The following is a 26324-nucleotide window of genomic DNA, read 5'->3' on the forward strand; positions in this document are numbered from 1 at the left end:
TAATAAGTGATCTGCTACAGATCACATTAAAACCAGTAACTTAACATTCATTGATCTGGATTAATTTTTTGTTACGCATCCAAAAGCGATAAGTTGTTTCCATGTCAATTTTTGGCATTTCACAGTTACAAAATTTTCCCTTTTCCCCCTCTTGCTCTTCCTCAGGCGGCTGGATAATTTATCGCTCTCACAAATTGATTTGATGCGTTCTTCTTTAGCAGGTGTGCCATGAGTGATATCAACCCGTGCATGACGTGCGGAGCCTGTTGTGCGTATTTTCGAGTCTCTTTCTACTGGGCCGAAGCCAGCGATGGCGGCGGTACCGTTCCGGTTCATCTAACAGAGCCGCTAACGCCTTTTCTGCGCTGCATGAGCGGCACCAACCAAAAGCAGGTCCGCTGCGTCGCGCTACAGGGTGAGCCAGGGGTCTCTACCCGATGTTCTATCTATGAGGATCGGCCCAGCCCGTGTCGGGAATTTGCCATGTCGGGGGAAGATGGGCAGGTCAACGTAGCCTGCAATCGCGCCCGGGCACGCGTTGGATTACCGCCGCTTTACAAAGATATGCTTTTCCATACAAGCCTTGATGCTGCCACAGCAGGCGCATCCGGTGTACAATTGCCGGCTAATTAACACCTGCAATACTCAAGGAGAGTGCATGTCTATCACGGCGAAGTCTGTCTACCGTGACACGGGAAACTTTTTCCGCAATCAGTTCATAACCTTTTTACTGATCGCGTTGCTATGTGCCTTTATCACGGTGGTGCTGGGCCATGCCTTCTCACCGAGTGATGAACAGATTGCCAGCCTGAGTCAGGGCGACCACCTTGCCGGAAGCGTGGGGCTATTTGAACTGGTGCAAAACATGACGCCGGAACAGCAGCAAATTCTGCTGCGGGCGTCTGCCGCATCCACGTTCTCAGGCCTGATTGGTAATGCGGTTCTGGCGGGCGGCGTTTTGCTGATGATTCAGCTGGTATCGGCAGGTCACCGGGTCAGCGCTTTACGGGCGATTGGTGCCAGTGCGCCAGTCTTACCTAAGCTGTTTATCCTGATCTTTTTAACCACCATGCTGGTGCAAATGGGGATTATGCTTGTTGTGGTGCCGGGCGTATTACTGGCTATCGTGCTCTCATTCGCGCCTGTGATGGTCGTGCAAGATAAGATGGGGATTTTTACCGCGATGCGCAGCAGCATCAGACTGGCGTGGACTAATATGCGTCTGGTGGCTCCCGCCGTGATCGGCTGGCTGCTCGCCAAAACGCTCCTGCTGCTGTTTGCACCGAATTTCGCGGTATTAACGCCAAATGTTGGCGCGGTAGTGGCGAATACGCTGAGCAACCTGATTTCAGCGGTACTGCTGGTCTATCTGTTCCGCCTGTATATGTTAATTCGTCAGTAATCCTGAGGCGGGGGCATCGCAGCCTCCCGCCCCGCTCAGAAGATGGAATCACAGAATGAAGCAGTTTCTTGATTTTTTACCGCTCGTGGTCTTTTTTGCTTTTTATAAGCTGTATGACATTTATGCCGCGACCACTGCGCTGATCGTTGCGACCGCTGTTGTACTGATCTACAGCTGGGTGCGCTATCGTAAAGTCGAAAAGATGGCGCTGATAACGTTCGTCCTGGTCGCCGTGTTCGGCGGGCTTACGCTGTTCTTCCACAACGATGAATTTATTAAGTGGAAAGTGACCGTTATTTACGCGTTGTTTGCGGGCGCATTGTTAATCAGCCAGTGGGTCATGAAAAAGCCGCTGATCCAGCGCATGCTGGGCAAAGAGCTGACGCTGCCTCAGGAAGTCTGGTCCCGTCTGAATATCGCCTGGGCGGTCTTCTTTATTCTCTGTGGTCTTGCCAATATCTATATCGCCTTCTGGCTGCCGCAGAATATCTGGGTCAACTTCAAGGTCTTCGGCCTGACCGCGCTGACGCTTATCTTCACGCTGTTAAGCGGTGTATACATCTATCGCCACATGCCGCAGGACGACAAGCACTGAGTAATGACTGACCAGAACGTCAACGACTGGCGTTCTGGTCTATTCTCTCCGCTGTGAAATCATAGTAGCATCCCGCCTGAAGTCTTCCGTTACGAGTTAAAACAATGACAACAAATAACGCCCCGCAGGGCGAACTGGTTTTACGCACACTGGCAATGCCCGCTGACACCAATGCCAATGGCGATATTTTTGGCGGCTGGCTGATGTCGCAGATGGATATGGGCGGCGCAATTCTGGCAAAAGAGATTGCCCACGGGCGCGTGGTGACTGTGCGAGTGGACGGCATGACCTTCCTGCGCCCGGTTGCCGTGGGAGATGTGGTTTGCTGCTACGCGCGCTGCGTCAAACGCGGCAACACCTCTATTTCAATCAACATCGAAGTATGGGTTAAGAAAGTCTCTTCTGAACCTATTGGGCAGCGTTATAAGGCCACCGAAGCGCTGTTTATTTATGTCGCCGTGGATAGTCAGGGTAAACCTCGTCAACTTCCGCAGGCCTGATCGACAGGCAAAAAAAAGCCTCCGTCAGGAGGCTTTTTTTATTCCATCTGCGCCCCGCCGTTCAGGCGGAAAACAATATTCACAATCAGTCCGCTGCCCGGTTTTCCGGCTTCATAGCGCCATCTGCGCATCGCCGATTTCACTTCGCGCTCAAACATATTAGAAGGCTGAGCGGACAAGATTTCCACGTTATCCACGCGGCCATCCGCAGTGACGTCAAATTTTACCCGTACGCGGCCTTCAATACGTAAGGCCTGCGCGCGTGCGGGATACTGAGGCTGGTTGCGACTCAGCGCGCGCGGGCCTGCCGGGGCACTGACTGTCGGCTTAGGCGCTGTTGCGGTGTTATTCATCACCGGACGCGAAGGCGCCGCATTCTCGACCGTCTGGGTCGCGCGCGGTTCAACCGGACGTTCTTCGCGTTTTGGACGCTCCTCGATCTTCTTCACCGGCTTTGGCTTCGGCTTAGGTTTTGGCTTCGGTTCAGGCTTGTGGATCACCACCGGCGCTTCCTTCGGTGGCGCCGGAACAGGCTCGGGCTCTGGCTCAGGTTCAGCTACCGGCTGAGGCGGCGGAGGGGCAACCTGCGGCGGTTCGAGATCCGCTGGCGAGACCATCGTCACCGAAATCGGCTGCGCGGGCGCGGGCATTTCAATAACCTGATGAACCGAGGTATACAGCAAACCCGCAACAACAGCACCGTGAATCACGACAGAAAGCAGCGTCGGCCAGGGAAAGCGGCGAGGTAAATCAAGGGTCATCGAAGTCATAATCATCAACGTTAAAAAACCGAACCCTGATTTTAAATGCAAATAGCAATCATATTCAATAAGACACTTTGTTCTGACGCAACTTTAGCGCATGAGAGGCCAAAAAAGGCGCATTCAGATCAGGGTATTAACATTGTTTTTATTTTACATTGCAGTCGTTTGCCCTTTCACATAACGTAACTGACACTTTTACCGGTTAAGGAGCTTCGCCGTGTTTTACGTGATTTACTCTGAAGATGTTGCTGATTCGCTCGAAAAACGCCAGGCCGTGCGCCCTGCACATCTGGCACGTTTGCAGCTGCTCCAGGATGAGGGTCGTTTACTGACCGCCGGCCCAATGCCTGCAGTAGACAGCAACGATCCGGGTGCCGCCGGTTTTGCCGGTTCCACCGTGATTGCTGAGTTTGAATCTCAGGAAACCGCTCAGGCATGGGCTGACGCAGATCCGTATGTTGCAGCAGGTGTGTATGCGAAAGTGACGGTTCGACCGTATAAGAAAGTGTTCTGATACCAAAGCGGCTCCGAAAGGAGCCTTTTTTATCGCGGCGGTTAGGCGTCTTTATACCGGGTAAACTGCTGCTCTGTAATAAGGCTTCCCCACTGGTCGCCTTCCCACTCTTTGACGAGCGTAAATCCAAACGATTCGTATAAACGTCGTGCGGCGGTCAGCTTATTGAATGTCCAGAGATGCACGGCAGAGAAACCAAGGCTGTCGCAAAAGCGCATCGCTTCGGTCAGCAGTTTTTTCCCCACCCCGTGTCCCCGACAGCCATCATCAAGAATAAACCAGCGAAGATGGGCTTCACCCGGCGCTAAATCCTCGCCGTCTATCGCCACCGACCCCACTATCCTGTCGTTCATCACCGCCAGCCAGATCTGGTTGCATGGCTTATCCAGGCGGTCACTAAATTCTGCAACACCTGTAGCCACTTTGGCCTCAAAAAAGCGGCCAAAATGGTGCTCACGCGCGTAATAAACCCCGTGCATCTCCGCGATACGGCCAATCATGCCGGGAATATACCCCTTAACTATCGTAAGCTCGTCGGGGCGCGTGTCATTGCCCTTTTCACGGCACGCCAGCAGCGCGTTGGCATAGAGGGAGAGTCCCTCAGAAATGGTCTGCTGCTGGGCAGGAGCAAGACGCTTTATTGCTGAGACCACGCGCTCATTGCTAAAGGTATTAATTTTACTGACCGTCTCATGACCTTTCGCGGTCAGCCTGAGACTCTTCGCTCTCGCATCTTCAGGTGAAGTCACCTCCTCAAGTTCGCCCGCAGCAATCAGACGAGCCAGCATCCGACTGACGCTGGACTTTTCCAGGCCCAGCAGCTGCACCAGCTGACTCGCCGTCATCTCTTTGCGTAAGGCGATTTCGACCAGGGTATGGACTGCCGAAGGGGAGTAGTTTGTTGAGGCCAGGGTCGAGGCCATAAAACCTAACTCTCGCACCATCAGGCGCGAGGAACGTCGAATAACACTGACTACCGGGGTTTCGCTGTGCATGTTCAGTCCTCACCATTTAGTTGTACTATACAACTAAATGGTGAGGGGTTGTCAAACATAATAAAAAGGCTCCCTCAGGAGCCTTTCATTCATCAATGCAGCGATGCCAGCCTCGCCGCAAATCCAACAAACAACAGCCCTATCAGACCGTTCCCCAGCTTTGCCAGTTTCTTTTTGGTTTTCAGGTAACGTGTGACAAACGCGCCGGAGAAGATCAGGAAGCTCATGTACATGAAGCTTATTAACTCCAGCGTCGTGGCGAGGATCAGGAAAGAAGTGCCGGTACTTTGTGCATTCACGTCAATGAACTGAACGAAGAACGATACGTAGAACAGAATCGCTTTGGGGTTGGTCAGGCTTAATACCAGCGAACGTTTCATGATCATACTGGCAGGTTCAGGGCCGCTCTCATGCGCGCTTTTTTGACGATTCACCACCGACCAGAGCATTTTGCCCCCCAGCCAGAGCAGATAGAAGGCCCCGAGATAGCGCACGATATTGAACAGTACCGGCGTGGTCTGGATTAATGCCGCGACGCCCGCCCAGGCCAGAAACATCAGTACCGCATCACCGATAAATACGCCTGTCGCGGCGAGATACCCTTTTTTAACGCCGTGACCAATCCCGGTTTTGAGCACAAACAGGGTATTCGGCCCTGGCACCAGCACAATAAAAAACGCACCAACAACATACGTCCAGAAATTCAGTACGCCAAACTCCGCAAACACTTCTCCCTCCTTTTGCTAAACACAGCAGGAACAACGCTGCAAATACGCTATTCCCAAAAAATCAGACGCTATAAAATCAGCGGGCACCATTACGGTGCCCTCATGGTACTCAGATATCCTGGACTGCGAACAGCAACGCGTTACGGTGCCGGGTCATTCCACATTTTCTGATGGCGTGAATACGCATATTGCGGCGGGATTGTGCTTCCAGCCAACGAGCCTTGCGACGACTCACCTGTCGCAACATGCGCCAGCGCCCTACTTCAGTTCTACTGCGCTTCATGTCTACAACTCTTTAACTCACAGAGTCGCCATTATAAACCCAACCCGGCAGCAAACCAGCGCTTTTACCTGGCGTTTTTATTTGCCAGATGAATCCTGATGCGTACACTCATAACAATACGCTTTCAAAAGGATTTTTTTACCTATGACAACCTTCTACACCGTGGTGAGTTGGCTGGTCATTTTGGGATACTGGCTGTTAATCGCGGGTGTGACATTACGCATCCTGATGAAGCGCAGAGCCGTACCCTCTGCCATGGCCTGGCTTCTGATCATTTATATCCTCCCGCTGGTGGGAATTATTGCCTATCTCTCTTTCGGCGAGCTTCATTTGGGTAAACGCCGCGCCGAGCGGGCCCGTGCCATGTGGCCCTCAACCGCGAAGTGGCTCCACGACCTTAAAGCCTGCAAGCATATCTTTGCCGAGGAGAACAGCAGCGTCGCCTCCTCACTGTTTAAGCTGTGCGAGCGCCGCCAGGGGATTGGCGGTGTTAAGGGTAACCAGCTGCAGCTGCTGACCTCATCCGACGACGTCATGCAGGCGTTAATCCGCGATATCCAACTGGCGCGTCATAATATCGAGATGGTTTTTTATATCTGGCAGCCCGGCGGGATGGCTGACCAGGTCGCTGAGTCGCTGATGGCTGCCGCACGTCGCGGCATTCATTGCCGCCTGATGCTTGACTCCGCGGGTAGCGTGGCCTTTTTCCGTAGCCCCTGGGCGGGCATGATGCGTAATGCCGGGATCGAAGTGGTTGAAGCGCTTAAGGTCAATCTCCTGCGCGTGTTTCTGCGCCGGATGGATCTCCGCCAGCATCGCAAAATGATCATGATCGATAACTATATTGCCTACACCGGCAGTATGAACATGGTTGACCCGCGCTTCTTCAAACAGGACTCGGGCGTGGGTCAATGGGTAGATTTGATGGCGCGAATGGAGGGGCCGATTGCCACCTCGATGGGCATCGTTTATTCCTGCGACTGGGAGATTGAAACCGGCAAGCGTATCCTGCCGCCGCCGCCGGACGGCAATATTATGCCGTTTGAAGAGGCCAGCGGGCACACTATTCATACCATTGCTTCCGGGCCGGGCTTCCCGGAGGATTTAATCCATCAGGCGCTGCTGACGGCAACCTACGCAGCGCGTGAATATCTGATCATGACGACACCCTACTTTGTCCCCAGCGATGACCTCCTGCACGCGATCTGTACCGCCGCGCAGCGCGGTGTCGATGTGAGCATCATTTTGCCGCGTAAAAATGACTCCCTACTGGTAGGCTGGGCCAGCCGGGCATTCTTTAGCGAACTGCTGGCCGCCGGGGTGAAAATTTACCAGTTTGAAGGCGGGTTACTCCACACCAAGAGCGTTCTCGTCGACGGTGAACTGAGCCTGGTGGGAACGGTCAACCTGGATATGCGCAGCCTGTGGCTAAACTTTGAAATTACGCTGGTCATTGATGATGCCGGCTTTGGCGGCGATCTCGCCGCGGTGCAGGATGATTATATCTCCCGCTCGCGGCTACTGGATGCCAGACTGTGGGTAAAACGTCCGCTGTGGCAGAGAATTGCCGAACGACTGTTTTACTTCTTTAGTCCGTTGCTGTAAAACGTGCCCAACGATGTTAAACAGGTAGTCAACATGGAAATGGATCTGAACAATCGCCTGACCGAAGACGAAACGCTCGAGCAGGCCTATGACATTTTTCTCGAACTGGCGGTTGATAACCTCGATCCCGCAGACGTGATCCTCTTTAATCTGCAGTTCGAAGAGCGCGGCGGCGCTGAATTGTTCGACCCTTCAGAAGACTGGGCTGAGCATGTGGATTTCGACCTGAATCCGGACTTCTTTGCCGAAGTGGTGATTGGGCTGGCCGATGAAGATGGCGGCGAAATTAACGATATTTTCGCTCGCGTCCTGCTATGTCGTGAGAAAGACCACAAGCTGTGTCATATACTCTGGCGCGAATAATAAAAAAGGCTGCGATTGCAGCCTTTTTTATTTACTCCGGCAATTCACTGCCGCAGCGGTAACAAAATCGCGCGCTGTGTTCATGTTCACCCTGCTGGCAATGAGGACATTTGCGCTGCTGCTTGCGGCTCTGAAAGGCACTGCTCATGTGCGTGGTAATCAGTCCCGTCGGGATCGCAATCACCGAATAGCCAATCAAAATCAGCACTGATGCCACAATGCGACCCAGTGGCGTATGGGGCGTGATATCACCGTAACCCACGGTAGTGACGGTCACGATGGCCCAGTAGACGGACGCATTGAGCGTCGTAAAGCCATACTTCGGCCCTTCTATTAAATACATCAGCGCGCCAAAAACAATCATGACGATGGCAATAAACGAGTAGAACAGAATAAGCTGATGCCGCGCGCTGACGATGGCACTCCAGAACACGCGTAATGACGGCATAAAACGCAGTAATTTCAGAATACGTAATACCCGAATCACGCGCATCGCTCGCCAGGCAAAGACATAGCTCAGGCTGATCTCCGGCCACAGCCACATCACGTAGAGCGGCAGGATGGTGGCTAAATCGATAAATCCCCAGAAGCTGAAAACATATCTGGCCGGGTTGGGCCAGGCTATTACCCGGAGGAGATATTCAGCGGTAAAGACCAGGGTAATCGCCAGCTCGAGCCAGACAAAGATATGCCATTCATCAAACGTCAGGTGGTATTGCGTCCCGGCACCCGATTCAATAAAGATGACAACCACGCTGAGGAGCGCAAATAAACCGCAAAGACCTTCGAAGCGTCGTCCGGTTACCGTTTCAGGATCGAATAAAAAATGATATAGCCGCCGACGGGCTGACGTGAATAAACGCGACACAGTGACCTCGCAAAAAATAAGGGCTGACATCATGTCAGCCCTTGCGATTATAACGGGTCTACTTTCAGGCAGGAAACCGCATGTCGGAAACTGCCTTCCAGAACCGGTCGCGTTTTCGCACATTCCGGCCCGGCCATTGGGCAGCGCGTGCGGAAGACGCAGCCCGACGGCGGGTTAATCGGTGAGGGTAATTCCCCTTCCAGAAGCTGGATGGTTTTATTTTTCTCCAAATCGGGATCGGGGATCGGCACCGCGGACATCAGCGCTCTGGTGTAAGGGTGCAGTGGATTGTGATACACCTCGTCATAGGTGCCCAGCTCCACGGCATGACCCAGGTACATCACCAGCACGCGGTCAGAGATGTGTTTCACCACGGCCAGGTCATGCGCGATGAAGATCAGCGACAGCCCCATTTCGCGCTGCAGCTTCTGCAGCAGGTTAACCACCTGGGCCTGAATGGAGACGTCCAGCGCGGAAACCGGCTCATCGCAGATAATCAGCTTCGGTTCGAGGATCAGCGCACGGGCAATACCAATACGCTGGCACTGACCGCCGGAGAATTCATGCGGATAGCGGTTGATGAGGTTAGGCAACAGGCCGACTTTCATCATCATTGCCTTAACGCGATCGCGCACTTCCTGACGAGACATCTTCGGATGATAGGTTCGCAGCGGCTCGGCAATAATCTCGCCGATGGTCATACGCGGGTTAAGCGACGCCAGCGGATCCTGGAAAATCATCTGGATATCGCTGCGCACCTCGCGCCACTCGTCGGGTTTCATGCCCAGCAGATCTTTACCCAGCCAGGCCACTTTTCCGTCGGTAGCCTTTACCAGGCCGATAATGGCTCGCGCAAAGGTCGATTTACCGCAGCCGGACTCTCCCACCACGCCCAGGGTTTCCCCTTCGTACAGGCGCAGCGTGACGCCATCCACCGCTTTCAGGGTCTTAGGCGGCTGCCAGAACCACTGTTTGCCGTCTTTGATGTCGAAATGCACTTTAAGGTCGGCGATTTCGAGCAGCACGTTGCGTTTTTCATCTAATGCGTTCATACCAGCTCCTCCTGCGGCTTAAAGCAGGCGCGCAGACGGCCTGGTGCAAACTCTTCCAGCGGCGGAGCGCTGTTGCAGATTTCCATCGCGTGCGGGCAGCGCGGCTGGAACGGACAGCCTTTCGGCAGACGCAGCAGGTTTGGCGGGTTGCCCGGAATGGTGAGCAGGGATTCCCCTTCCGCATCAAGACGCGGCACCGCATTCAGCAGACCAATCGAGTACGGGTGCGCAGGCTGATAGAAGACATCGCGCGCTTTGCCGTATTCCATGGTACGACCGGCGTACATCACCAGCACTTTGTCACAGATGCCCGCCACCACGCCCAGGTCGTGGGTGATCATGATAATCGCCGTGTTGAACTCACGCTTCAGCTCGTTCAACAGGGTCATGATTTGCGCCTGAACGGTAACGTCCAGCGCGGTGGTAGGTTCATCGGCGATCAGCAGCTTTGGCCGGCACAGCAGCGCCATCGCAATCATCACGCGCTGACGCATACCGCCTGAAAACTCGTGCGGGAACATGCGCATACGCTTGCGTGCTTCCGGCATTTTCACCGCATCCAGCATTTTGACCGACTCTTCGAAGGCTTCCGCTTTGCCCAGGCCTTTGTGCAGCATCAGGACTTCCATCAGCTGCTCGCCTACGCGCATATACGGATTCAGCGAGGTCATGGGATCCTGGAAAATCATCGAGATCTGTTCGGCACGCAGCTTGTTCAGCTCGTGTTCCGGCAGGTTGAGGATTTCACGACCGTTGAATTTAGCGGAACCCCCAATCACGCCGTTAGAGGCCAGCAGGCCCATCAGCGCAAAGGCAGTCTGGGATTTTCCGGAACCGGACTCACCCACGATCCCCAGCGTTTCACCCGCACGCAGGTTAAAGTTGAGATCGTTGACGGCGGTAACATCCCCGTCCGGCGTTTTAAAGGTCACGCGAAGGTCTTTCACATCCAGCAGAAGATTGTTCTGCTGTTGCACCTGTGGCGCAGTGGCCGTTTCAATAATTGTCATGACGGCGCTCCTTAACGATCTTTCGGGTCGAGGGCATCACGCAGGCCATCGCCGATAAAGTTAAAACAAAACAGGGTGACGACCAGGAAACCCGCCGGATAAAGCAGCAGCCACGGTGAAACTTCCATCGAGTTTGCGCCATCGCTCAGCAGCGCGCCCCAGCTGCTCAGTGGCTCTTGTGTACCCAGACCCAGGAAGCTCAGGAAAGATTCAAACAGGATCATGCTTGGCACCAGCAGTGAGGCATAGACCACCACCACGCCCAGCACGTTAGGAACGATATGGCGAACCACGATATTCCCGGTAGATACACCGCCTACCTGCGCGGCTTCGATAAACTCTTTGCGTTTGAGGCTCAGCGTCTGGCCGCGAACGATACGCGCCATATCCAGCCAGGACACCATCCCGATGGCCACGAAGATCAGCAGGATGTTCTGGCCGAAGAAGGTCACCAGCAGGATGACGAAGAACATGAACGGGAAGGAGTTCAGGATTTCCAGCAGACGCATCATTACCGAGTCTATTTTGCCGCCAAGATAGCCGGAAAGTGAGCCGTAAAGCGTACCCACGATCACCGCCACCAGCGCGGCAGCAATACCGACCATCAGCGAGATACGGCCACCGATAGCGACACGCACCAGCAGGTCGCGTCCCGAGGAGTCCGTGCCGAAATAGTGCCCTGATTCCATATCCGGCGCGCTGGACATCATGCCCCAGTCGGTGTCGAAATAGGTAAATTGCGACAGCATCGGCGCCAGGGTCACAAACAGCGCGATGATCACCAGAACAATCAGACTGGCAACCGCTGCACGGTTGTGCATAAAGCGACGGCGCGCGTCCTGCCAGAGGCTACGACCTTCTACTTCCAGTTTTTCACTGAAGTTTTCCAGCGCCTCGCTGTTTTTCTTACTCAACATCATGGCGTGCTCCAGCGTTAGTAACGAATTTTCGGGTCGATGACGGCATACAGCACATCGACGATAGCGTTAAAGAGAATGGTCAGCGCACCGACGAGAATCGTCAGGCTCAGTACCAGCGAATAGTCGCGGTTGAGCGCGCCGTTAACGAACAGCTGACCAATGCCAGGCAGACCGTAGATTGTTTCGATAACCATAGAGCCGGTGATGATCCCGACGAATGCCGGTCCCATGTAGGAGAGCACGGGCAACAGCGCCGGTTTGAGCGCGTGGCGGAAGATAATCCGACGCATCGGCAGCCCCTTAGCGCGCGCGGTACGAATGAAGTTCGAGTGCAGCACTTCGATCATTGAACCACGGGTGATACGCGCGATACTGGCGATGTACGCCAGAGATAATGCCACCATCGGCAAAATCATGAACTTCAATGCCCCGCCGTTCCAGCCGCCGCCAGGCAGCCACTTCAGCGTGATGGCAAATATCATCACCAGTAATGGCGCGACAACGAAGCTGGGTATCACTACCCCGGTCATTGCCACCCCCATTACGGCATAATCCCATTTGGTATTTTGTCTGAGCGCGGCGATAACGCCTGCGGTGACGCCGAAAACGATGGCCAGAATAAATGCCGCAGCACCCAACTTAGCCGAAACCGGGAAGCTGGACGCAACCAGGTCGTTAACGGAATAGTCTTTATATTTAAATGACGGTCCAAAATCGCCGTGGGCCAGCTGCTTCAGGTAATTGAAGTACTGGGTGGAGATAGGATCGTTCAAGTGGTATTTCGCTTCGATATTCGCCATGACTTCAGGCGGCAGCGTACGCTCACCGGTAAATGGACTTCCCGGCGCAAGGCGCATCATGAAGAAGGAAATCGTGATGAGAATAAATAGCGTTGGAATCGCTTCAAGACAGCGACGTAGGATAAATTTCAACATTGCCCGTACCTTCTGGCGTGTGCCTATATTATGTGACGTTGGTTAGACACCGTGGGGCGAGCACGCCCGCCCCACTCATTGCCATTAATGCTTGATAATATACAAGTTTTTAACGTAGATATTATCCATCGGGTCTTTACCGGTATACCCACCTACCCACGGTTTCACCAGGCGGGCGTTAACGTAGTAGTAAACCGGAACGATCGCGGAATCTTTATCCAGCTGCTGCTCGGCCTTAGAGTACAGTTCTGTACGCTGTGCTTCGTCAGTGGTTTTCAGCGTGTCGCCAATCAGCTTGTCGAACGCCGGGCTCTTATAGTGAGCGGTGTTGTTCGAGCTGTCGCTCAGCATGGTGTTCAGGAAGGAGGTCGGTTCGTTATAGTCCGCACACCAGCCAGCACGTGCCACATCAAAGGTGCCCTGATGACGGCTGTCGAGGAAGGTTTTCCACTCCTGGTTCTCCAGCTTCACGTTCGCGCCCAGGTTCTTTTTCCAGATCGAGGCGACGGCGATAGCCAGTTTTTTGTGCAGATCGGAGGTGTTGTACAGCAGGCTGAAGGTCAGCGGCTTATCTGCGGTGTAGCCCGCTTCGGCCAGCAGTTTCTTCGCTTCGGCGTTACGCTGTTCCTGAGTCTGTTTGAACCAGTCTGGCTCGGTCAGTTTTGCGCCATCGGTGTATGGAGGGGTATAGCTGTACGCCGGCAGGTCGCCCTGGTTTTTCACTTTGTTCACGATGATATCGCGATCCAGTGCCAGCTTCAGCGCAGTACGTACACGTACGTCGGTGAACGGTGCTTTCTGGTTGTTGATTTCGTAGTAGTAGGTGCACAGGTACGGATCGACGTGAACTTCTTTAGGGATCTCTTTTTTCAGTTTCTGGAACAGTTCAATCGGCATGTTGTTATAGGTCATGTCGATTTCACCGCTGCGGTAGCGGTTAACGTCAGTCACTTCAGAAGAGATTGGCAGGTAGGTCACCTGGTCAATAACGGTTTTCGCGTTATCCCAATACTGCGGGTTACGGTCAAGCACCATACGTTCGTTGACCACCCAGTCTTTCAGCTTATAGGCACCGTTGGTTACGATGTTGGCAGGCTGCGTCCATTTCTCACCAAATTTTTCCACGGCGGATTTTGGTACCGGGGAGACGGACGGGTGAACCAGCAGCTTATAGAAGTACGGAACAGGTTCGCTCAACGTCACTTCAAAGGTATTAGCATCGATCGCTTTTACGCCCAGGTCGGTAATCGGCTTTTTGCCCGCGATGATGTCATCAATATTGGCGATGTGGCCATATTGCAGGTAGCTCGCATACGGAGAGGCGGTGTTTGGGTTTGCCAGACGCTGCCAGCTATATACGAAATCTTCGGCTGTGACCGGTGTACCGTCGGACCATTTCGCATCTTTACGCAGATGGAAGGTCCAGACTTTGAAATCTTTGTTTTCCCATTTTTCTGCAACACCCGGCGCCGGGTGGCCGTCTACGTCTGTCACCAGCAGGCCTTCGAACAGGTCGCGGTTAACGTTAGACTCAGGAACACCTTCAATTTTGTGCGGGTCAAGAGACTGAACTTCTGCACCGTTGTTACGCACCAGCGTCTGTTTCTCAGCCAGTTGAACACCTGCAGGAACGTCCGCAGCCATTGCAGCGTTGCCTGCGATTAGCGCAGTTAAAATCCCCGCCGCTACCAGATTTTTTTTTGTGATGATGGACATTGTGTTGGTACTCCACTCATTATAATGACTGGCCTTCGCCAGCTGTGTAATCCCCTGTTGGGGCCTGTACAGCGCAGGAGTTTTTTTTGCTGCTGTCAGGTTCTTCTTTTACTGCTTGCTATCACCGACTTTTTTATTACTGACCGCTCGTATGGCCGTCTTGCGTCGATTCTTTACAGGCCTCCCCTGTTTGAGACCTGCGCTGGATATCTGAGAAGAGAACTATATGAAAATAATTCTCATCTGCTTGTTTTATGCTGCAAAATATTAGGCCGGAAAGTATCAAATGGCGTAAACGCGCGCCAATACATTTTGCAAATTTGTTAAGCAATTCTCTTTTACGGTGAGTACCGCATCGTTGAGGGCAGCCCTGCCGGACATCGAACACCACATAAAAAACATGATATTCAACGAGATAGAGAAATTTTTCTCTATAAGCGCGTCGCTGCGCTATCTTCGAATGATTTTGTACAAAAATTTAACAACTGGTTATTATTTAGCACATTCATCTAGGGGAATGTTGAAATTACTAATATCATTTCGGTTATCGCTCAGCAAGCCCAAGAGTATCATGTGAGTAAAATAACAGAGCGATCGCAGATTTTCTGCGCAGGCGGGTTTTAGGGGAATTAATAACTTGTTGAAATACAAGCAATGAACATTATTAGTAGAATTTATTATGATATGTGAGCATTTCAACTTTAGTTATAGGATTTACTGATAATGACGTAAAAAACGGAGCCGTCGCTCCGTTCTTTCATACGAAATATCAGTGCAGCAAACCGGGGAAAATGCTTTTAATACCCGTCACGATGAATTCAATCCCTAACGCCATCAGCAGCAGGCCCATGATACGTGTTATGACGTTAATGCCCGTCTGCCCCAACAGGCGCACCAGCCAGGGTGCCATGCGGAATACGCCCCAACAGCAGAGCGCGAAAAGCGCAATGGCGATGGAAAAACCAATCAGGTGCATCAGGCTATGGTAACGCGTGCCCCAGACAATAGTTGAACTGATGGCGCCGGGGCCAGCCATGAGCGGTAAGGCCAGCGGCACCACGCCAATACTTTCGCGGATGGCGGTTTCTGACTTCTCCTGCTTGTTCTGTTTATCCTCGCCCAGCTTACCGCTGATCATGGACATGGCGATGGTCACGACCAGGATCCCACCCGCAATGCGGAAAGAGTCGATCGAAATCCCGAAGAGCTGGAGAATGGCGTCACCCAGAAAAAGGGAGGTGAGCAATATGATAGCCACTGACAGGTTAGCGGTGAGGTTGGTCTTATTCCTGGCCGCCGCCGTCTGGTAACTCGTCATACTAATGAAGACAGGAATGATCCCCACCGGGTTGACCAGGGCAAACAAACCAATAAAAAATTTAAAATACGTTGGAAAATCAAAGAGCGTTTGGATCACGTTTTGCTCCGCTTATACACATGCCCGGGACTGACAATTTGTTGTGAGAAATCGCGCTGAAGATACCCTTTTTATTAGCACACTTCACTCGAAATCTGTGGCAAAACGTTATCATTTCAGGATGTTAAACATATGTATAATCAATGATAGCGCCACTTCCAATACTTACGTAATTATTTAACACTGGAAAAATCTCAACGAAATAACCCTGCTGAAAGGTATCAGCTTGGGGGAAAATTGACGCAGATCATGATTTCCGTACTCAGAAGTGAGTAATCTTGGTTACGCCCCCAGGGAGATCGCCTGACATAAAGGGATGATGCTAAGGTAAGGCTCTTTTAGTAAATTAGTGTGCTGACGCAGAAAGTAACTCTTTGTTTTACTTTGTGTTACGCAAGTCGTATCGGCTCTGTCTATACTGTGTGACGTATCGAGCGCTGGTTTACTAAAAGAGTTTAAACATTATCAGGAGAGCATTATGGCTGTTACTAATATCGCTGAACTGAACGCACTCGTCGAGCGCGTTAAAAAAGCCCAGCGTGAATATGCCAATTTCACCCAAGAACAGGTTGATAAAATCTTCCGCGCGGCCGCACTGGCTGCTGCAGATGCTCGAATCCCTCTCGCTAAAATGGCCGTTGCCGAATCCGGCATGGGTATCGTGGAAGATAAAGTGATCAAAAACCACTTTGCTTCCGAGTATATCTACAACGCCTATAAAGATGAGAAAACCTGTGGCGTGCTGTCCGAAGACGACACCTTCGGTACCATCACCATCGCTGAACCTATCGGCATCATCTGCGGTATTGTTCCGACTACTAACCCAACGTCTACTGCTATCTTCAAATCACTGATTAGCCTGAAGACCCGTAACGCAATCATCTTCTCTCCACACCCACGTGCGAAAGACGCGACTAACAAAGCTGCGGATATTGTCCTGCAGGCGGCGATCGCTGCTGGCGCACCTAAAGATCTGATTGGCTGGATCGACCAACCTTCCGTTGAGCTCTCCAATGCCCTGATGCATCATCCGGACATTAACCTGATCCTGGCGACCGGTGGTCCTGGCATGGTTAAAGCCGCATACAGCTCCGGTAAACCTGCCATCGGTGTTGGCGCCGGTAACACCCCAGTTGTTATCGACGAAACCGCTGACATCAAACGTGCCGTTGCGTCTGTACTGATGTCTAAAACCTTCGATAACGGCGTGATCTGTGCATCTGAACAGTCTGTTGTTGTTGTCGATTCCGTGTACGACGCCGTTCGCGAACGTTTCGCCAGCCACGGCGGCTACCTGCTGCAGGGCAAAGAGCTGAAAGCGGTTCAGGACATCATCCTGAAAAATGGCGCGCTGAACGCCGCTATCGTGGGTCAGCCAGCGTACAAAATTGCTGAACTCGCAGGCTTTACCGTTCCGGCAACAACCAAAATCCTGATCGGTGAAGTGAAAGTTGTCGACGAAAGCGAGCCGTTTGCACACGAAAAACTGTCTCCAACGCTTGCAATGTACCGTGCGAAAGATTTCGAAGACGCGGTAGAGAAAGCCGAGAAGCTGGTTGCCATGGGCGGTATCGGTCACACGTCTTGTCTGTACACCGACCAGGATAACCAGCCAGAACGTGTTGCTCACTTCGGTCAGATGATGAAAACTGCACGTATCCTGATTAACACCCCTGCTTCTCAGGGTGGTATCGGTGACCTGTACAACTTTAAACTCGCACCTTCCCTGACTCTGGGTTGTGGTTCCTGGGGTGGTAACTCCATCTCTGAAAACGTTGGTCCAAAACACCTGATCAACAAGAAAACCGTTGCTAAGCGAGCTGAAAACATGTTGTGGCACAAACTTCCGAAATCTATCTACTTCCGCCGTGGCTCACTGCCAATCGCGCTGGATGAAGTGATTACTGATGGCCACAAACGTGCGCTCATCGTGACTGACCGTTTCCTGTTCAACAACGGCTACGCTGACCAGATCACCTCTGTGCTGAAAGCGGCTGGCGTTGAGACTGAAGTGTTCTTTGAAGTTGAAGCTGACCCTACCCTGAGCGTTGTGCGTAAAGGTGCTGAGCTGGCTAACTCCTTCAAACCAGATGTGATTATCGCACTGGGTGGTGGTTCCCCAATGGACGCCGCGAAAATCATGTGGGTCATGTACGAGCATCCTGAAACCCACTTCGAAGAACTGGCGCTGCGCTTTATGGACATCCGTAAACGTATCTACAAGTTCCCGAAAATGGGCGTAAAAGCGAAAATGATCGCGGTAACCACCACTTCCGGTACCGGTTCAGAAGTGACCCCATTCGCGGTTGTAACAGACGATGCAACAGGTCAGAAATACCCACTGGCTGACTATGCACTGACCCCAGACATGGCCATCGTTGATGCGAACCTGGTCATGGAAATGCCGAAGTCACTGTGTGCGTTCGGTGGTCTGGATGCGGTAACTCACGCCCTGGAAGCTTACGTTTCTGTTCTGGCGTCTGAGTTCTCTGACGGTCAGGCCCTGCAGGCGCTGAAACTGCTGAAAGAAAACCTGCCAGCGTCCTATAACGAAGGGTCTAAAAACCCTGTAGCGCGTGAACGCGTTCATAGTGCAGCAACCATCGCTGGTATCGCGTTTGCGAACGCCTTCCTGGGTGTTTGCCACTCTATGGCGCACAAGCTGGGTTCTCAGTTCCACATTCCTCACGGTCTGGCGAACGCCCTGTTGATCAGCAACGTTATCCGTTATAACGCTAACGACAACCCAACCAAGCAGACTGCTTTCAGCCAGTACGACCGTCCGCAAGCGCGTCGTCGTTATGCTGAAATCGCAGACCACCTTGGTCTGAGCGCACCGGGCGACCGTACTGCTGCGAAGATTGAGAAACTGCTGGCATGGCTGGAAAGCCTGAAAGCTGAACTGGGTATTCCTAAATCTATCCGTGAAGCAGGCGTTCAGGAAGCTGACTTCCTCGCTCACGTAGACAAGCTGTCTGAAGATGCATTCGATGACCAGTGTACTGGTGCTAACCCGCGCTACCCACTGATCTCCGAGCTGAAACAGATTCTGCTGGATACCTTCTACGGTCGTGAGTTCAAAGAAAATGACGTTGCCGCTGTGAAAACAGAAGTTCCTGTCATCAAAGCTGACAAGAAAGCGAAGAAAAGCGCTTAACTGACAGCAAATGAAAAACCCGCCTTTATGGCGGGTTTTTTTATGTCTTAATAATAAGGCTAACCTTATTTCCTGTTGTCGTGCTGAATCGCCGTCAGCGAGCCTACAGACAGCGCTTCTTTGTAATGCTTACGACATACCGATACATAGCGTTCATTACCGCCTATCACCACCTGCTCACCATCTGCATAAGGTTTTCCGGCCTGGTCGAGACGAAGCACCATACTGGCTTTGCGACCGCAGAAACAGATCGTTTTCAGTTCGACGAGTTTATCCGACCAGGCAAGCAAATACTGACTCCCGGCAAAGAGCTCACCGCGGAAATCCGTGCGCAGCCCGTAACAAAGCACCGGGATATCGAGTTCATCAACCACCTCAGAAAGGGCGTGAACCTGTTCACGCGTCAGAAACTGGCTCTCATCGACCAGGACGCAGTGAATGGGCTGAGCAGCATGTTCTGTGCGAATGTCTTCAAACAGATCGGTCTTCGGGTTAAACAGCCTGGCAGGCGACGAGAGCCCTATTCTTGAACTCACCTTCCCTGCGCCAAAGCGATCGTCAATTTCAGCTGTATAAACAACGGTACGCATCCCGCGCTCCTGGTAATTGTACGAGGATTGCAGCAACGCGGTGGATTTACCGGCATTCATCGCCGAATAGTAGAAATAAAGTTGTGCCATTGGCCGTAAAAACCCCAATCAATGTGTAATATTCCCGATGAGTCATTGTACCATATTTTGTCAGGTCATCAGCGATACAGCGCACAGAGGAAGCGGTTCAGCGCGGAGTTCAGCGCCTACTGTTTGCGAAAATAATCCGTTAAAACATGAAGTAAACGCATTCAGCCAGGTCAATATGTTATATGTTCAGCCAAACATAACACTTCTTTTTATAGTGGAATCACCGTTCATTAAAATTCACCATTTATTAACTATTTCAGTCTTAACATCACGGGTGGGAACTAATACAAAAGGCTGATATTTATCCGCCGCAACTATAATTCCTGCGGTAAATGTCACAAAAAAAAGATGCAATCGGCCGGGTTGAGCAGGTTAACGTGATATCAGGCGAGACAGTCGGGTGATGAAATTTAAGTTAGCGTAATTAATAATAGTGACATTATTTAGTATTTTTTGAATTCCTTACATTCCTGGCTATTGCACATCTGAATTTATGGCTCTATTATTAGGTCAACAAACCACCCCCCATTATAAGTTTGAGATTACTACAATGAGCGAAGCACTTAAAATTCTGAACAACATCCGTACTCTTCGTGCGCAGGCAAGAGAATGCACCCTCGAAACGCTTGAAGAAATGCTGGAAAAATTAGAAGTTGTAGTTAATGAACGTCGCGAAGAAGAAAGCGCTGCTGCTGCTGAAATCGAAGAGCGTACTCGTAAACTGCAGCAATATCGTGAAATGCTGATTGCTGATGGTATCGATCCAAATGAATTGCTGAACAGCATGGCTGCCGCTAAAACCGGTACCAAAGCCAAGCGTGCTGCTCGTCCTGCTAAATATAGCTACGTTGACGAGAACGGCGAAACTAAAACCTGGACTGGCCAGGGTCGTACTCCTGCTGTTATCAAGAAAGCCATGGATGAGCAAGGTAAACAGCTGGATGATTTCCTGATCAAGGATTAATCACGCCACATTCAGAAAAATCCCGCGTAATGCGGGATTTTTTTTAACCAAAATTTGTCGCAAACATCCCCTTACACTCTGTCATAACGTGTTATTCGGCTATTTCACAACGCTTACAACCACGCTGATTCCGGGGTGTTTTGGACATAAAAATACCGGTGGGCAGCGCCTCACCGGTTTCGAACATTTTCAGCCCTGGCTTATTTCTTAAAACCAGCGCTCTCTTTGAGCCAGGTTTTAAATTCTTCGCCAAGGGTATTGTGGCGAATACCATATTCAACAAACGCCTGCATATAACCGAGCTTATTACCGCAGTCGTGGCTCTTACCTTTCATATGGTAAGCCTCAACGGTCTCTTTCTCGATCAGCATATCGATGGCATCCGTCAGTTGGATCTCATCACCCGCTCCTGGAGGCGTTTTCGCCAGCAGAGGCCAGATTTCCGCGCTCAGAACGTAGCGGCCTACGACGGCCAGGTTTGAAGGCGCTACGTCGGCTTTAGGCTTCTCTACCACGCCAACCATTGGCACACTTTCGCCCGGCTCAAGGTTAACGCCTTTGCAGTCAACCACACCGTATGCCGTCACGTCTTCAACAGGCTCAACCATGATCTGGCTGCTGCCGGTTTCGTCGAAACGTTTGATCATCTCAGCCAGGTTATCCTGAGAAAGATCGGATTCGTATTCGTCCAGAATAACGTCTGGCAGAATTACCGCGACAGGCTCATCACCCACAACAGGATGCGCACACATAACAGCGTGGCCCAGACCTTTCGCCAGGCCCTGACGAACCTGCATAATAGTAACGTGTGGCGGGCAAATAGACTGAACTTCTTCTAACAGCTGACGCTTAACACGCTTTTCCAGCATGGCTTCAAGTTCAAAGCTTGTATCGAAATGGTTTTCGATAGAGTTTTTTGATGAATGCGTAACCAGCACAATTTCAGTGATGCCAGCTGCGATACATTCATTAACGACATACTGGATTAATGGCTTATCAACCAGAGGCAGCATCTCTTTAGGAATCGCCTTCGTTGCTGGTAACATCCTGGTCCCCAATCCCGCTACCGGGATGACGGCCTTTCTGACTTTCGAATTTAGGGCAGCCATTCAAATTCTCCTGAGCTGTTCAAGTTTTGAACTTTTATGCAATAAATAACGCGTTGAGTATATCAGCCTCGCCCCGCAGTCCGGGTCTGAAAAGAACGCGTTGCCGATCAATTAGGATAAATACGCATGAAACTGGGCAGCGATAGTAGCACTCCCCACAAAACACAGGTAAAGCAATCTTAAAATTAAGATCCAATTGCTTATTCCGTGGACAACATTAAGCGTAGCCGTCCCCCGGCGCCCCAAATTTGGCACTGCCAGGAGGAACAGCGGTGGCTAATTTGATTAAGATACGCCGTTCCCAATGTCCCAAGCGGCACACCGTTACTTACCTGAATATGATGTTCACCGGTATTCAGTGAAGCATTGAGACCTGCTGAAACGAGGATCAGATTCTTTAAACCGCTGTGGTAATAGCCGACCAGCAGCGGGAACTGTCCGGGTAAATTGGCCTGGCGAAAAAGCTGGTTTACCTGTTTGAGTAAACTGCCTAACTCCGGCAGCCGTTGTCCCTGATGCGATAACTGTTCCTGCAGCAAACCATTAAATAGCGCGCGAAGAAGTAACGCGGCTAATACACCATTATCCCCCGCCCGGGTGACATCCAGAGAATAAAATGCAAGGTCGGAATCAGACAGAGGCGCGATATCCAGCACCAATCCTGGCTGGTCAGCCGTCACCAGCTGGCGATAATTTACGCGACAGTGTGAAATAGTTTGCTGTACGGGAGGCTGGAGTTCTTGCAACAGTTTCGCTGCGGCAGGCGGATTACTCACCAGGGCATCCCAGTCCTGAAAAAGACGCTCCTCTTCCTCTACCCGGGAATTAAACATATTGGGATAAAGGCACGCTAAGACCGTTTCACGAAGCCGGTTCAGATCCTTGACCGGTTTAAGCAGAATGTCCTGTACGCCAAGACGTAATGCTTTGGCAATATCCGCCATATTCTCTGTGGCAGAGATCACCAGAATCGGCGTCTGGTTGCCTTCGTTGCGCAGATGTTCAACCAGCTTCAGCCCATTCATGCGCGGCATCGCAATGTCGCAAATCATCAAATCGGGCGTAATGCTGATCATTTTTTCCAGGGCGTCGATGCCATCTTCAGCCAGAGAAGTGATTGCTCCCAGCGAGGATAACCACGATTCCAGTAGAGATCGGAAAACGGGCTCGTCTTCAACAATCAAAATGTGTTTTCCGGCCAATGGCTGCGTCATGGTTCCTCCCCTGGCTGACAGTAACTAAATAGTGGCATGCTATCGGCACTATCGCCTGTCAGATTTTGCTGAAGTAATCAAAAAAAGGTGCTTAACGTGCTGCTTGCACAAAAGGCAACAACTCGTCCATTTTCTTTTCGACGGCTAACGAGCCCGCTGCGATGGCGGCCTCAGCCCGATGGAAATCAAGGGTAGATATTTGCGGACAGTAGGGTTGAATAAGAATATCTGGCGGGTCGCCAGCCATACGATTGCGCTTAAGGCGATTCTCCAGTACCTGGATTGACGTGGTCATGATTTCTATCGCCGTCGGCGCAGCAACCGATCGACGTGCGGCCATACGCCCAATTCTTCCGCGCAGGCGTTCATGCCAGGCCAGTTTCTCGCCCTCGGCATCTTCGCTCTGGAGATTGACCGGCATGAGGTCCTGCTGCATCAGGTGAGCGTCGTGCTGCAGGTCGACGGCAATCACGATGTCTGCCCCCATTGCTCGGGTCAAAGAGATGGGGACCGGGTTCACGACGCCACCGTCGACAAGCCAGTAGCCGTTGTGTGGGACAGGCGCCATGAGCCCCGGCATACTGCAGGAGGCACGCACGGCAAGGTGAATATCCCCTTCGGTCAGCCAGAGTTCGCGTCCCGTGCTAAGGTTCGTCGCGACGGCGCCAAAGGGCATCTGACAATCAGTGAAGTCTTCGAGAGGCATAACCTGGCGGAACTGGTTAAATACGCGTTCGCCGCGCAACAGCCCACCGCGCTGCCACGAGAGGTCCATCAGTCGCAGCACGTCCCAGTAACTGAAGGAGCGCACCCACGTCTCGAGTTCCGGAAGCTTCCCGCACGCGTAGGCGGAGCCGACAAGCGATCCGATTGAACACCCTGCGACAATATCAACGTCAATGCCCATCTTGTTTAAGGCATTAATAACGCCGATGTGTGACCATCCCCGGGCTGCACCTGAGCCCAGCGCCAGTCCAATTTTAACCTTTCTCATTAGTCCTGTTTTACTTCCCCTGGATTCCTGACATAGCGTCAACGCAATAGCTCAGTTAACATAGTGCTACCCGAAGCGTTTAACGCCTTTATTTTTTGTTCCAGGAAGAGAATCGTGTCTCAACTCTGCCCCTGTGGTAGCGCTCTGGAGTATAGCCTATGTTGCCAGCGATATCTGTCTGGCGATCAGGTTGCACCAGACCCGTCACACCTCATGCGTTCACGTTACACTGCTTTTGTGATCAAAGACGCAGACTACCTGCTCAAAACCTGGCATCCCTCCTGCCACGCTGACGAATTCAGACAGGACATCGAAGCCGGGTTCGCGAACACGCAGTGGCTCGGCCTTACCGTCTATGAATCCGCAACAGGCAGTCATGCTGATGAAGGTTACGTCAGCTTTATTGCCCGTTTTACCGAGAATAATAAACCTGGTGCCATTATCGAGCGTTCCCGGTTCTTAAAGGAAAGCGGGCAGTGGTATTATATTGACGGAACGCGCCCACAGTTTGGTCGTAACGATCCCTGCCCATGTGGTTCAGGTAAAAAATTTAAAAAGTGTTGCGGGCAGTAATGCCTGACAGCCCAGACTTCGCAAATACAAACAGGATTTCCCGGCGATGCAATCATTACAACGTAAAGTTCTGCGCACCATCTGTCCCGATCAAAAAGGACTGATCGCACGAATTACCAACATTTGCTACAAACATGAACTGAATATCGTGCAGAACAACGAGTTCGTTGACCACCGTACCGGCCGCTTCTTTATGCGTACCGAGCTGGAAGGTATTTTCAACGACACCACCCTGCTTGCCGATCTGGACAGCGCGCTGCCGGAAGGTTCCGTGCGCGAACTGACCCCAGCAGGTCGACGCCGCATCGTGATCCTGGTGACCAAAGAAGCACACTGTCTTGGCGACCTGCTGATGAAAGCAAACTACGGCGGTCTGGACGTTGAAATTGCAGCCGTTATTGGCAACCATGAGACGCTGCGCACGCTGGTTGAGCGTTTTGATATTCCGTTCGAGCTGGTGAGCCACGAAGGCCATACCCGTGAAGAACACGACGATCTGATGGCACAGGCCATTGAAGCGCATAGCCCTGACTACGTGGTGCTGGCGAAATATATGCGCGTGTTAACGCCATCCTTCGTAGCGCGTTTCCCGAACAAGATCATCAACATTCACCATTCGTTCCTGCCAGCCTTTATCGGTGCGCGTCCCTATCACCAGGCGTACGAGCGCGGGGTGAAGATCATCGGTGCGACCGCGCACTACGTGAATGACAACCTGGACGAAGGTCCAATCATCATGCAGGACGTGATTCACGTGGATCACACCTACACGGCCGAGGACATGATGCGCGCCGGGCGTGACGTTGAGAAGAACGTGCTGAGTCGTGCGCTGTATCAGGTGCTGGCGCAGCGTGTCTTTGTCTACGGCAACAGAACCATCATTCTTTAATCTTTCGGAAAATGAATTGATTAGCTTTGCGCCTTTACGGATAAAAAGCAGGCAAACAGCTTCATTTCCCTAAAGGAATGCTTTACAGGGGCGTCTCATTTGATATGATGCGCCCCGCTTCCAGCAGGAAGCAGGCCAGTTAAAAGCATTACCCCGTGGTGGGGTTCCCGAGCGGCCAAAGGGAGCAGACTGTAAATCTGCCGTCATCGACTTCGAAGGTTCGAATCCTTCCCCCACCACCATCTCTCAGCACGACCTCAAAATTTGAATTACCCCTGGTGGGGTTCCCGAGCGGCCAAAGGGAGCAGACTGTAAATCTGCCGTCATCGACTTCGAAGGTTCGAATCCTTCCCCCACCACCATCACTTCCAAATAACTCCAAATCTTTTGTTCGCACCAGGCATCATGCATTTCCGTAACGGGGAAGGATGAGAAGCTTCGACTAAGGTTCGATTCGAGCGTAGCGAGAAAGCGTTGCCGCAGGCAACGACCCGAAGGGCGAGGCGCAACGCGCCGAGTAATCCTTCCCCAACATAAAAACCGAATCCGTCGTTGTAGGCCGGGTAAGGCGTAGCCGCCACCCGGCGACAGAAACCTACATCGGAGGCAAACGACGCCTCACCGGCGAACTTTTCACAATCGACGTATTACACTGGGCATGCTCTGCCAGACCGTCCAGCAACGTATCCAGTTGCTCTATCGACCGCACCACCAGCCTAATCACAAAGCAATCTTCCCCGGTGACTTTGTCGCTCTCAATGCATTCCGGCATCGCCTGAATGTACTTATCCACCTTATGCAACAGCCCCGGCAAAGGCCGCACGCGCACCAGCGCCTGCAGCGTATACCCCAGCGCCGCCAGGTTCACCCGTGCGCCATACCCCTGAATCACACCGCGCTCTTCCAGCCTTTTCAGGCGTTCTGCCGTGCTGGGGGAAGTCAGACCGATGCGTCCGCTGAGCACCTTCAAAGACATGCGCGCATCCTCGACCAGACAGGCCAGAATTTGTCGGTCGATATCATCGAGAAGGTATTCCATCGCTTTCACCTAATTTTAAAAACCCATTACTGTATTTT

General features: G+C 52.0%; 27 protein-coding genes, 2 tRNA genes and 1 other RNA gene. 14 read left to right on the top strand and 16 right to left on the bottom strand.

What is annotated here, in order from left to right; translation table 11 throughout:
* The first annotated feature begins 228 nt into the window (after positions 1-228).
* The 4 genes from GVO84_RS12820 (at position 229) to yciA (ending at position 2497) form a co-directional block, all read left to right on the top strand.
* Positions 229-633 carry a YkgJ family cysteine cluster protein gene (locus GVO84_RS12820; protein WP_121424010.1) on the top strand — a complete coding sequence of 135 codons (405 nt, stop codon included), beginning with the start codon at positions 229-231 and terminating at the stop codon, positions 631-633.
* 25 nt (positions 634-658) lie between these two features.
* Positions 659-1402, top strand: coding sequence for a YciC family protein (locus GVO84_RS12825; RefSeq protein ID WP_159514359.1), 744 nt, complete (start codon positions 659-661; stop codon positions 1400-1402).
* 55 nt (positions 1403-1457) lie between these two features.
* On the top strand, positions 1458-1997 hold the full coding sequence (locus tag GVO84_RS12830; RefSeq protein WP_023312088.1) for a septation protein A: 540 nt from the start codon (positions 1458-1460) through the stop codon (positions 1995-1997).
* 104 nt (positions 1998-2101) lie between these two features.
* On the top strand, positions 2102-2497 hold the full coding sequence (gene yciA, locus GVO84_RS12835) for an acyl-CoA thioester hydrolase YciA (RefSeq protein WP_121424013.1): 396 nt from the start codon (positions 2102-2104) through the stop codon (positions 2495-2497).
* 38 nt (positions 2498-2535) lie between these two features.
* Here the strand turns inward: yciA and tonB are convergent, their stop codons facing one another.
* Positions 2536-3258, bottom strand: a complete 723-nt coding sequence (tonB, locus tag GVO84_RS12840) for a TonB system transport protein TonB (protein WP_121424015.1) — start codon at positions 3256-3258, stop codon at positions 2536-2538.
* Positions 3259-3478: 220 nt separating this feature from the next.
* Here tonB and GVO84_RS12845 point away from each other — a divergent pair, with 220 nt between their 5' ends.
* Positions 3479-3775 carry a YciI family protein gene (locus tag GVO84_RS12845; protein WP_032656697.1) on the top strand — a complete coding sequence of 99 codons (297 nt, stop codon included), beginning with the start codon at positions 3479-3481 and terminating at the stop codon, positions 3773-3775.
* Between the two features lie 41 nt (positions 3776-3816).
* Here the strand turns inward: GVO84_RS12845 and GVO84_RS12850 are convergent, their stop codons facing one another.
* The 3 genes from GVO84_RS12850 to GVO84_RS12860 form a co-directional block, all read right to left on the bottom strand.
* Positions 3817-4770, bottom strand: coding sequence for a bifunctional helix-turn-helix transcriptional regulator/GNAT family N-acetyltransferase (locus tag GVO84_RS12850; RefSeq protein WP_159514360.1), 954 nt, complete (start codon positions 4768-4770; stop codon positions 3817-3819).
* Between the two features lie 92 nt (positions 4771-4862).
* Positions 4863-5498 (bottom strand): leucine efflux protein LeuE, encoded by a 636-nt coding sequence (gene leuE / locus GVO84_RS12855; RefSeq protein ID WP_159514361.1) that lies wholly within the window; start codon positions 5496-5498, stop codon positions 4863-4865.
* 109 nt (positions 5499-5607) lie between these two features.
* Complete coding sequence (locus GVO84_RS12860; protein ID WP_021240326.1) at positions 5608-5781, bottom strand: YciY family protein; 174 nt, start codon at positions 5779-5781, stop codon at positions 5608-5610.
* A 144-nt stretch (positions 5782-5925) separates the two neighbouring features.
* On the opposite strand from GVO84_RS12860, the gene cls reads away from it, so the two are divergent.
* Both cls and GVO84_RS12870 read left to right on the top strand, forming a co-directional pair.
* Complete coding sequence (cls, locus tag GVO84_RS12865) at positions 5926-7386, top strand: cardiolipin synthase (protein ID WP_159514362.1); 1461 nt, start codon at positions 5926-5928, stop codon at positions 7384-7386.
* Positions 7387-7419: 33 nt separating this feature from the next.
* The gene (locus GVO84_RS12870; RefSeq protein WP_006810881.1) at positions 7420-7749 is read left to right on the top strand and encodes an HI1450 family dsDNA-mimic protein; all 330 of its coding nucleotides are present in this window, start codon (positions 7420-7422) and stop codon (positions 7747-7749) included.
* A gap of 31 nt (positions 7750-7780) precedes the next feature.
* Here the strand turns inward: GVO84_RS12870 and GVO84_RS12875 are convergent, their stop codons facing one another.
* The 7 genes from GVO84_RS12875 to GVO84_RS12905 all read right to left on the bottom strand — a co-directional run bounded on the left by GVO84_RS12875 (position 7781) and on the right by GVO84_RS12905 (position 15667).
* Complete coding sequence (locus tag GVO84_RS12875; RefSeq protein WP_201283064.1) at positions 7781-8650, bottom strand: ion transporter; 870 nt, start codon at positions 8648-8650, stop codon at positions 7781-7783.
* 14 nt (positions 8651-8664) lie between these two features.
* On the bottom strand, positions 8665-9669 hold the full coding sequence (gene oppF, locus GVO84_RS12880; RefSeq protein ID WP_023312094.1) for a murein tripeptide/oligopeptide ABC transporter ATP-binding protein OppF: 1005 nt from the start codon (positions 9667-9669) through the stop codon (positions 8665-8667).
* Positions 9666-10679, bottom strand: a complete 1014-nt coding sequence (locus tag GVO84_RS12885; RefSeq protein WP_029741727.1) for an ABC transporter ATP-binding protein — start codon at positions 10677-10679, stop codon at positions 9666-9668. The genes oppF and GVO84_RS12885 overlap by 4 nt, the downstream gene beginning before the upstream one ends.
* Before the next feature lie 11 nt (positions 10680-10690).
* On the bottom strand, positions 10691-11599 hold the full coding sequence (oppC, locus tag GVO84_RS12890; protein ID WP_047061029.1) for an oligopeptide ABC transporter permease OppC: 909 nt from the start codon (positions 11597-11599) through the stop codon (positions 10691-10693).
* Positions 11600-11613: 14 nt separating this feature from the next.
* Positions 11614-12534, bottom strand: a complete 921-nt coding sequence (gene oppB / locus GVO84_RS12895; protein ID WP_008502786.1) for an oligopeptide ABC transporter permease OppB — start codon at positions 12532-12534, stop codon at positions 11614-11616.
* Positions 12535-12618: 84 nt separating this feature from the next.
* Positions 12619-14250 (bottom strand): oligopeptide ABC transporter substrate-binding protein OppA, encoded by a 1632-nt coding sequence (gene oppA / locus GVO84_RS12900; RefSeq protein ID WP_121424019.1) that lies wholly within the window; start codon positions 14248-14250, stop codon positions 12619-12621.
* A 769-nt stretch (positions 14251-15019) separates the two neighbouring features.
* Entirely contained in the window at positions 15020-15667 is a 648-nt protein-coding gene (locus GVO84_RS12905; RefSeq protein ID WP_023335975.1) for a YchE family NAAT transporter, read from the bottom strand.
* Positions 15668-16145: 478 nt separating this feature from the next.
* Between GVO84_RS12905 and adhE the strand changes: the two genes are divergently transcribed.
* The gene (gene adhE / locus GVO84_RS12910; protein ID WP_121424021.1) at positions 16146-18824 is read left to right on the top strand and encodes a bifunctional acetaldehyde-CoA/alcohol dehydrogenase; all 2679 of its coding nucleotides are present in this window, start codon (positions 16146-16148) and stop codon (positions 18822-18824) included.
* 65 nt (positions 18825-18889) lie between these two features.
* On the opposite strand, the gene tdk is transcribed toward adhE, so the two are convergent.
* Positions 18890-19504 carry a thymidine kinase gene (gene tdk / locus GVO84_RS12915; RefSeq protein ID WP_023335977.1) on the bottom strand — a complete coding sequence of 205 codons (615 nt, stop codon included), beginning with the start codon at positions 19502-19504 and terminating at the stop codon, positions 18890-18892.
* Positions 19505-20054: 550 nt separating this feature from the next.
* Between tdk and hns the strand changes: the two genes are divergently transcribed.
* Complete coding sequence (gene hns, locus GVO84_RS12920) at positions 20055-20468, top strand: histone-like nucleoid-structuring protein H-NS (protein WP_008502781.1); 414 nt, start codon at positions 20055-20057, stop codon at positions 20466-20468.
* A gap of 200 nt (positions 20469-20668) precedes the next feature.
* Here the strand turns inward: hns and galU are convergent, their stop codons facing one another.
* From galU to rssA, 3 genes are all read right to left on the bottom strand, one after another.
* Positions 20669-21577: a UTP--glucose-1-phosphate uridylyltransferase GalU gene (gene galU, locus GVO84_RS12925; protein ID WP_121424025.1), complete on the bottom strand. Its 909-nt coding sequence runs from the start codon at positions 21575-21577 to the stop codon at positions 20669-20671.
* A gap of 200 nt (positions 21578-21777) precedes the next feature.
* Entirely contained in the window at positions 21778-22791 is a 1014-nt protein-coding gene (gene rssB, locus GVO84_RS12930) for a two-component system response regulator RssB (protein WP_159514364.1), read from the bottom strand.
* A gap of 91 nt (positions 22792-22882) precedes the next feature.
* Positions 22883-23785, bottom strand: a complete 903-nt coding sequence (rssA, locus tag GVO84_RS12935; RefSeq protein ID WP_121424029.1) for a patatin-like phospholipase RssA — start codon at positions 23783-23785, stop codon at positions 22883-22885.
* A 114-nt stretch (positions 23786-23899) separates the two neighbouring features.
* Between rssA and GVO84_RS12940 the strand changes: the two genes are divergently transcribed.
* From GVO84_RS12940 to GVO84_RS12960, 5 genes are all read left to right on the top strand, one after another.
* A complete protein-coding gene (locus GVO84_RS12940) occupies positions 23900-24358 on the top strand; it encodes a YchJ family protein (protein WP_121424031.1) in 459 nt (152 codons plus the stop codon).
* Positions 24359-24404: 46 nt separating this feature from the next.
* Positions 24405-25247 carry a formyltetrahydrofolate deformylase gene (gene purU, locus GVO84_RS12945; RefSeq protein WP_159514365.1) on the top strand — a complete coding sequence of 281 codons (843 nt, stop codon included), beginning with the start codon at positions 24405-24407 and terminating at the stop codon, positions 25245-25247.
* Between the two features lie 157 nt (positions 25248-25404).
* Positions 25405-25489: transfer RNA gene (locus GVO84_RS12950), tRNA-Tyr, on the top strand.
* Between the two features lie 35 nt (positions 25490-25524).
* Positions 25525-25609: transfer RNA gene (locus GVO84_RS12955), tRNA-Tyr, on the top strand.
* Positions 25610-25654: 45 nt separating this feature from the next.
* A non-coding RNA gene (locus tag GVO84_RS12960) (RtT sRNA) lies at positions 25655-25785 on the top strand.
* A gap of 57 nt (positions 25786-25842) precedes the next feature.
* On the opposite strand, the gene GVO84_RS12965 is transcribed toward GVO84_RS12960, so the two are convergent.
* Positions 25843-26286: an Lrp/AsnC family transcriptional regulator gene (locus tag GVO84_RS12965; RefSeq protein ID WP_121424396.1), complete on the bottom strand. Its 444-nt coding sequence runs from the start codon at positions 26284-26286 to the stop codon at positions 25843-25845.
* Positions 26287-26324 lie beyond the last annotated feature (38 nt).

The sequence above is a fragment of the Enterobacter sp. SM3 genome (assembly GCF_009811935.2).
In the GTDB taxonomy this organism is placed as follows: Bacteria; Pseudomonadota; Gammaproteobacteria; order Enterobacterales; family Enterobacteriaceae; genus Enterobacter; species Enterobacter asburiae_D.

Coding starts and splice junctions, on each gene's coding strand:
- oppB (WP_008502786.1), bottom strand. CDS start 12,534: ATGTTGAAATTTATCCTACGTCGCTGTCTTGAAGCGATTCCAACGCTA.
- oppA (WP_121424019.1), bottom strand. CDS start 14,250: ATGTCCATCATCACAAAAAAAAATCTGGTAGCGGCGGGGATTTTAACT.
- galU (WP_121424025.1), bottom strand. CDS start 21,577: ATGGCTGCCCTAAATTCGAAAGTCAGAAAGGCCGTCATCCCGGTAGCG.
- GVO84_RS12885 (WP_029741727.1), bottom strand. CDS start 10,679: ATGACAATTATTGAAACGGCCACTGCGCCACAGGTGCAACAGCAGAAC.
- adhE (WP_121424021.1), top strand. CDS start 16,146: ATGGCTGTTACTAATATCGCTGAACTGAACGCACTCGTCGAGCGCGTT.
- GVO84_RS12850 (WP_159514360.1), bottom strand. CDS start 4,770: ATGCACAGCGAAACCCCGGTAGTCAGTGTTATTCGACGTTCCTCGCGC.
- GVO84_RS12870 (WP_006810881.1), top strand. CDS start 7,420: ATGGAAATGGATCTGAACAATCGCCTGACCGAAGACGAAACGCTCGAG.
- oppC (WP_047061029.1), bottom strand. CDS start 11,599: ATGATGTTGAGTAAGAAAAACAGCGAGGCGCTGGAAAACTTCAGTGAA.
- purU (WP_159514365.1), top strand. CDS start 24,405: ATGCAATCATTACAACGTAAAGTTCTGCGCACCATCTGTCCCGATCAA.
- GVO84_RS12965 (WP_121424396.1), bottom strand. CDS start 26,286: ATGGAATACCTTCTCGATGATATCGACCGACAAATTCTGGCCTGTCTG.
- rssA (WP_121424029.1), bottom strand. CDS start 23,785: ATGAGAAAGGTTAAAATTGGACTGGCGCTGGGCTCAGGTGCAGCCCGG.
- GVO84_RS12860 (WP_021240326.1), bottom strand. CDS start 5,781: ATGAAGCGCAGTAGAACTGAAGTAGGGCGCTGGCGCATGTTGCGACAG.
- GVO84_RS12830 (WP_023312088.1), top strand. CDS start 1,458: ATGAAGCAGTTTCTTGATTTTTTACCGCTCGTGGTCTTTTTTGCTTTT.
- GVO84_RS12875 (WP_201283064.1), bottom strand. CDS start 8,650: ATGATGTCAGCCCTTATTTTTTGCGAGGTCACTGTGTCGCGTTTATTC.
- tdk (WP_023335977.1), bottom strand. CDS start 19,504: ATGGCACAACTTTATTTCTACTATTCGGCGATGAATGCCGGTAAATCC.
- tonB (WP_121424015.1), bottom strand. CDS start 3,258: ATGACCCTTGATTTACCTCGCCGCTTTCCCTGGCCGACGCTGCTTTCT.
- yciA (WP_121424013.1), top strand. CDS start 2,102: ATGACAACAAATAACGCCCCGCAGGGCGAACTGGTTTTACGCACACTG.
- rssB (WP_159514364.1), bottom strand. CDS start 22,791: ATGACGCAGCCATTGGCCGGAAAACACATTTTGATTGTTGAAGACGAG.
- hns (WP_008502781.1), top strand. CDS start 20,055: ATGAGCGAAGCACTTAAAATTCTGAACAACATCCGTACTCTTCGTGCG.
- oppF (WP_023312094.1), bottom strand. CDS start 9,669: ATGAACGCATTAGATGAAAAACGCAACGTGCTGCTCGAAATCGCCGAC.
- GVO84_RS12820 (WP_121424010.1), top strand. CDS start 229: ATGAGTGATATCAACCCGTGCATGACGTGCGGAGCCTGTTGTGCGTAT.
- cls (WP_159514362.1), top strand. CDS start 5,926: ATGACAACCTTCTACACCGTGGTGAGTTGGCTGGTCATTTTGGGATAC.
- GVO84_RS12825 (WP_159514359.1), top strand. CDS start 659: ATGTCTATCACGGCGAAGTCTGTCTACCGTGACACGGGAAACTTTTTC.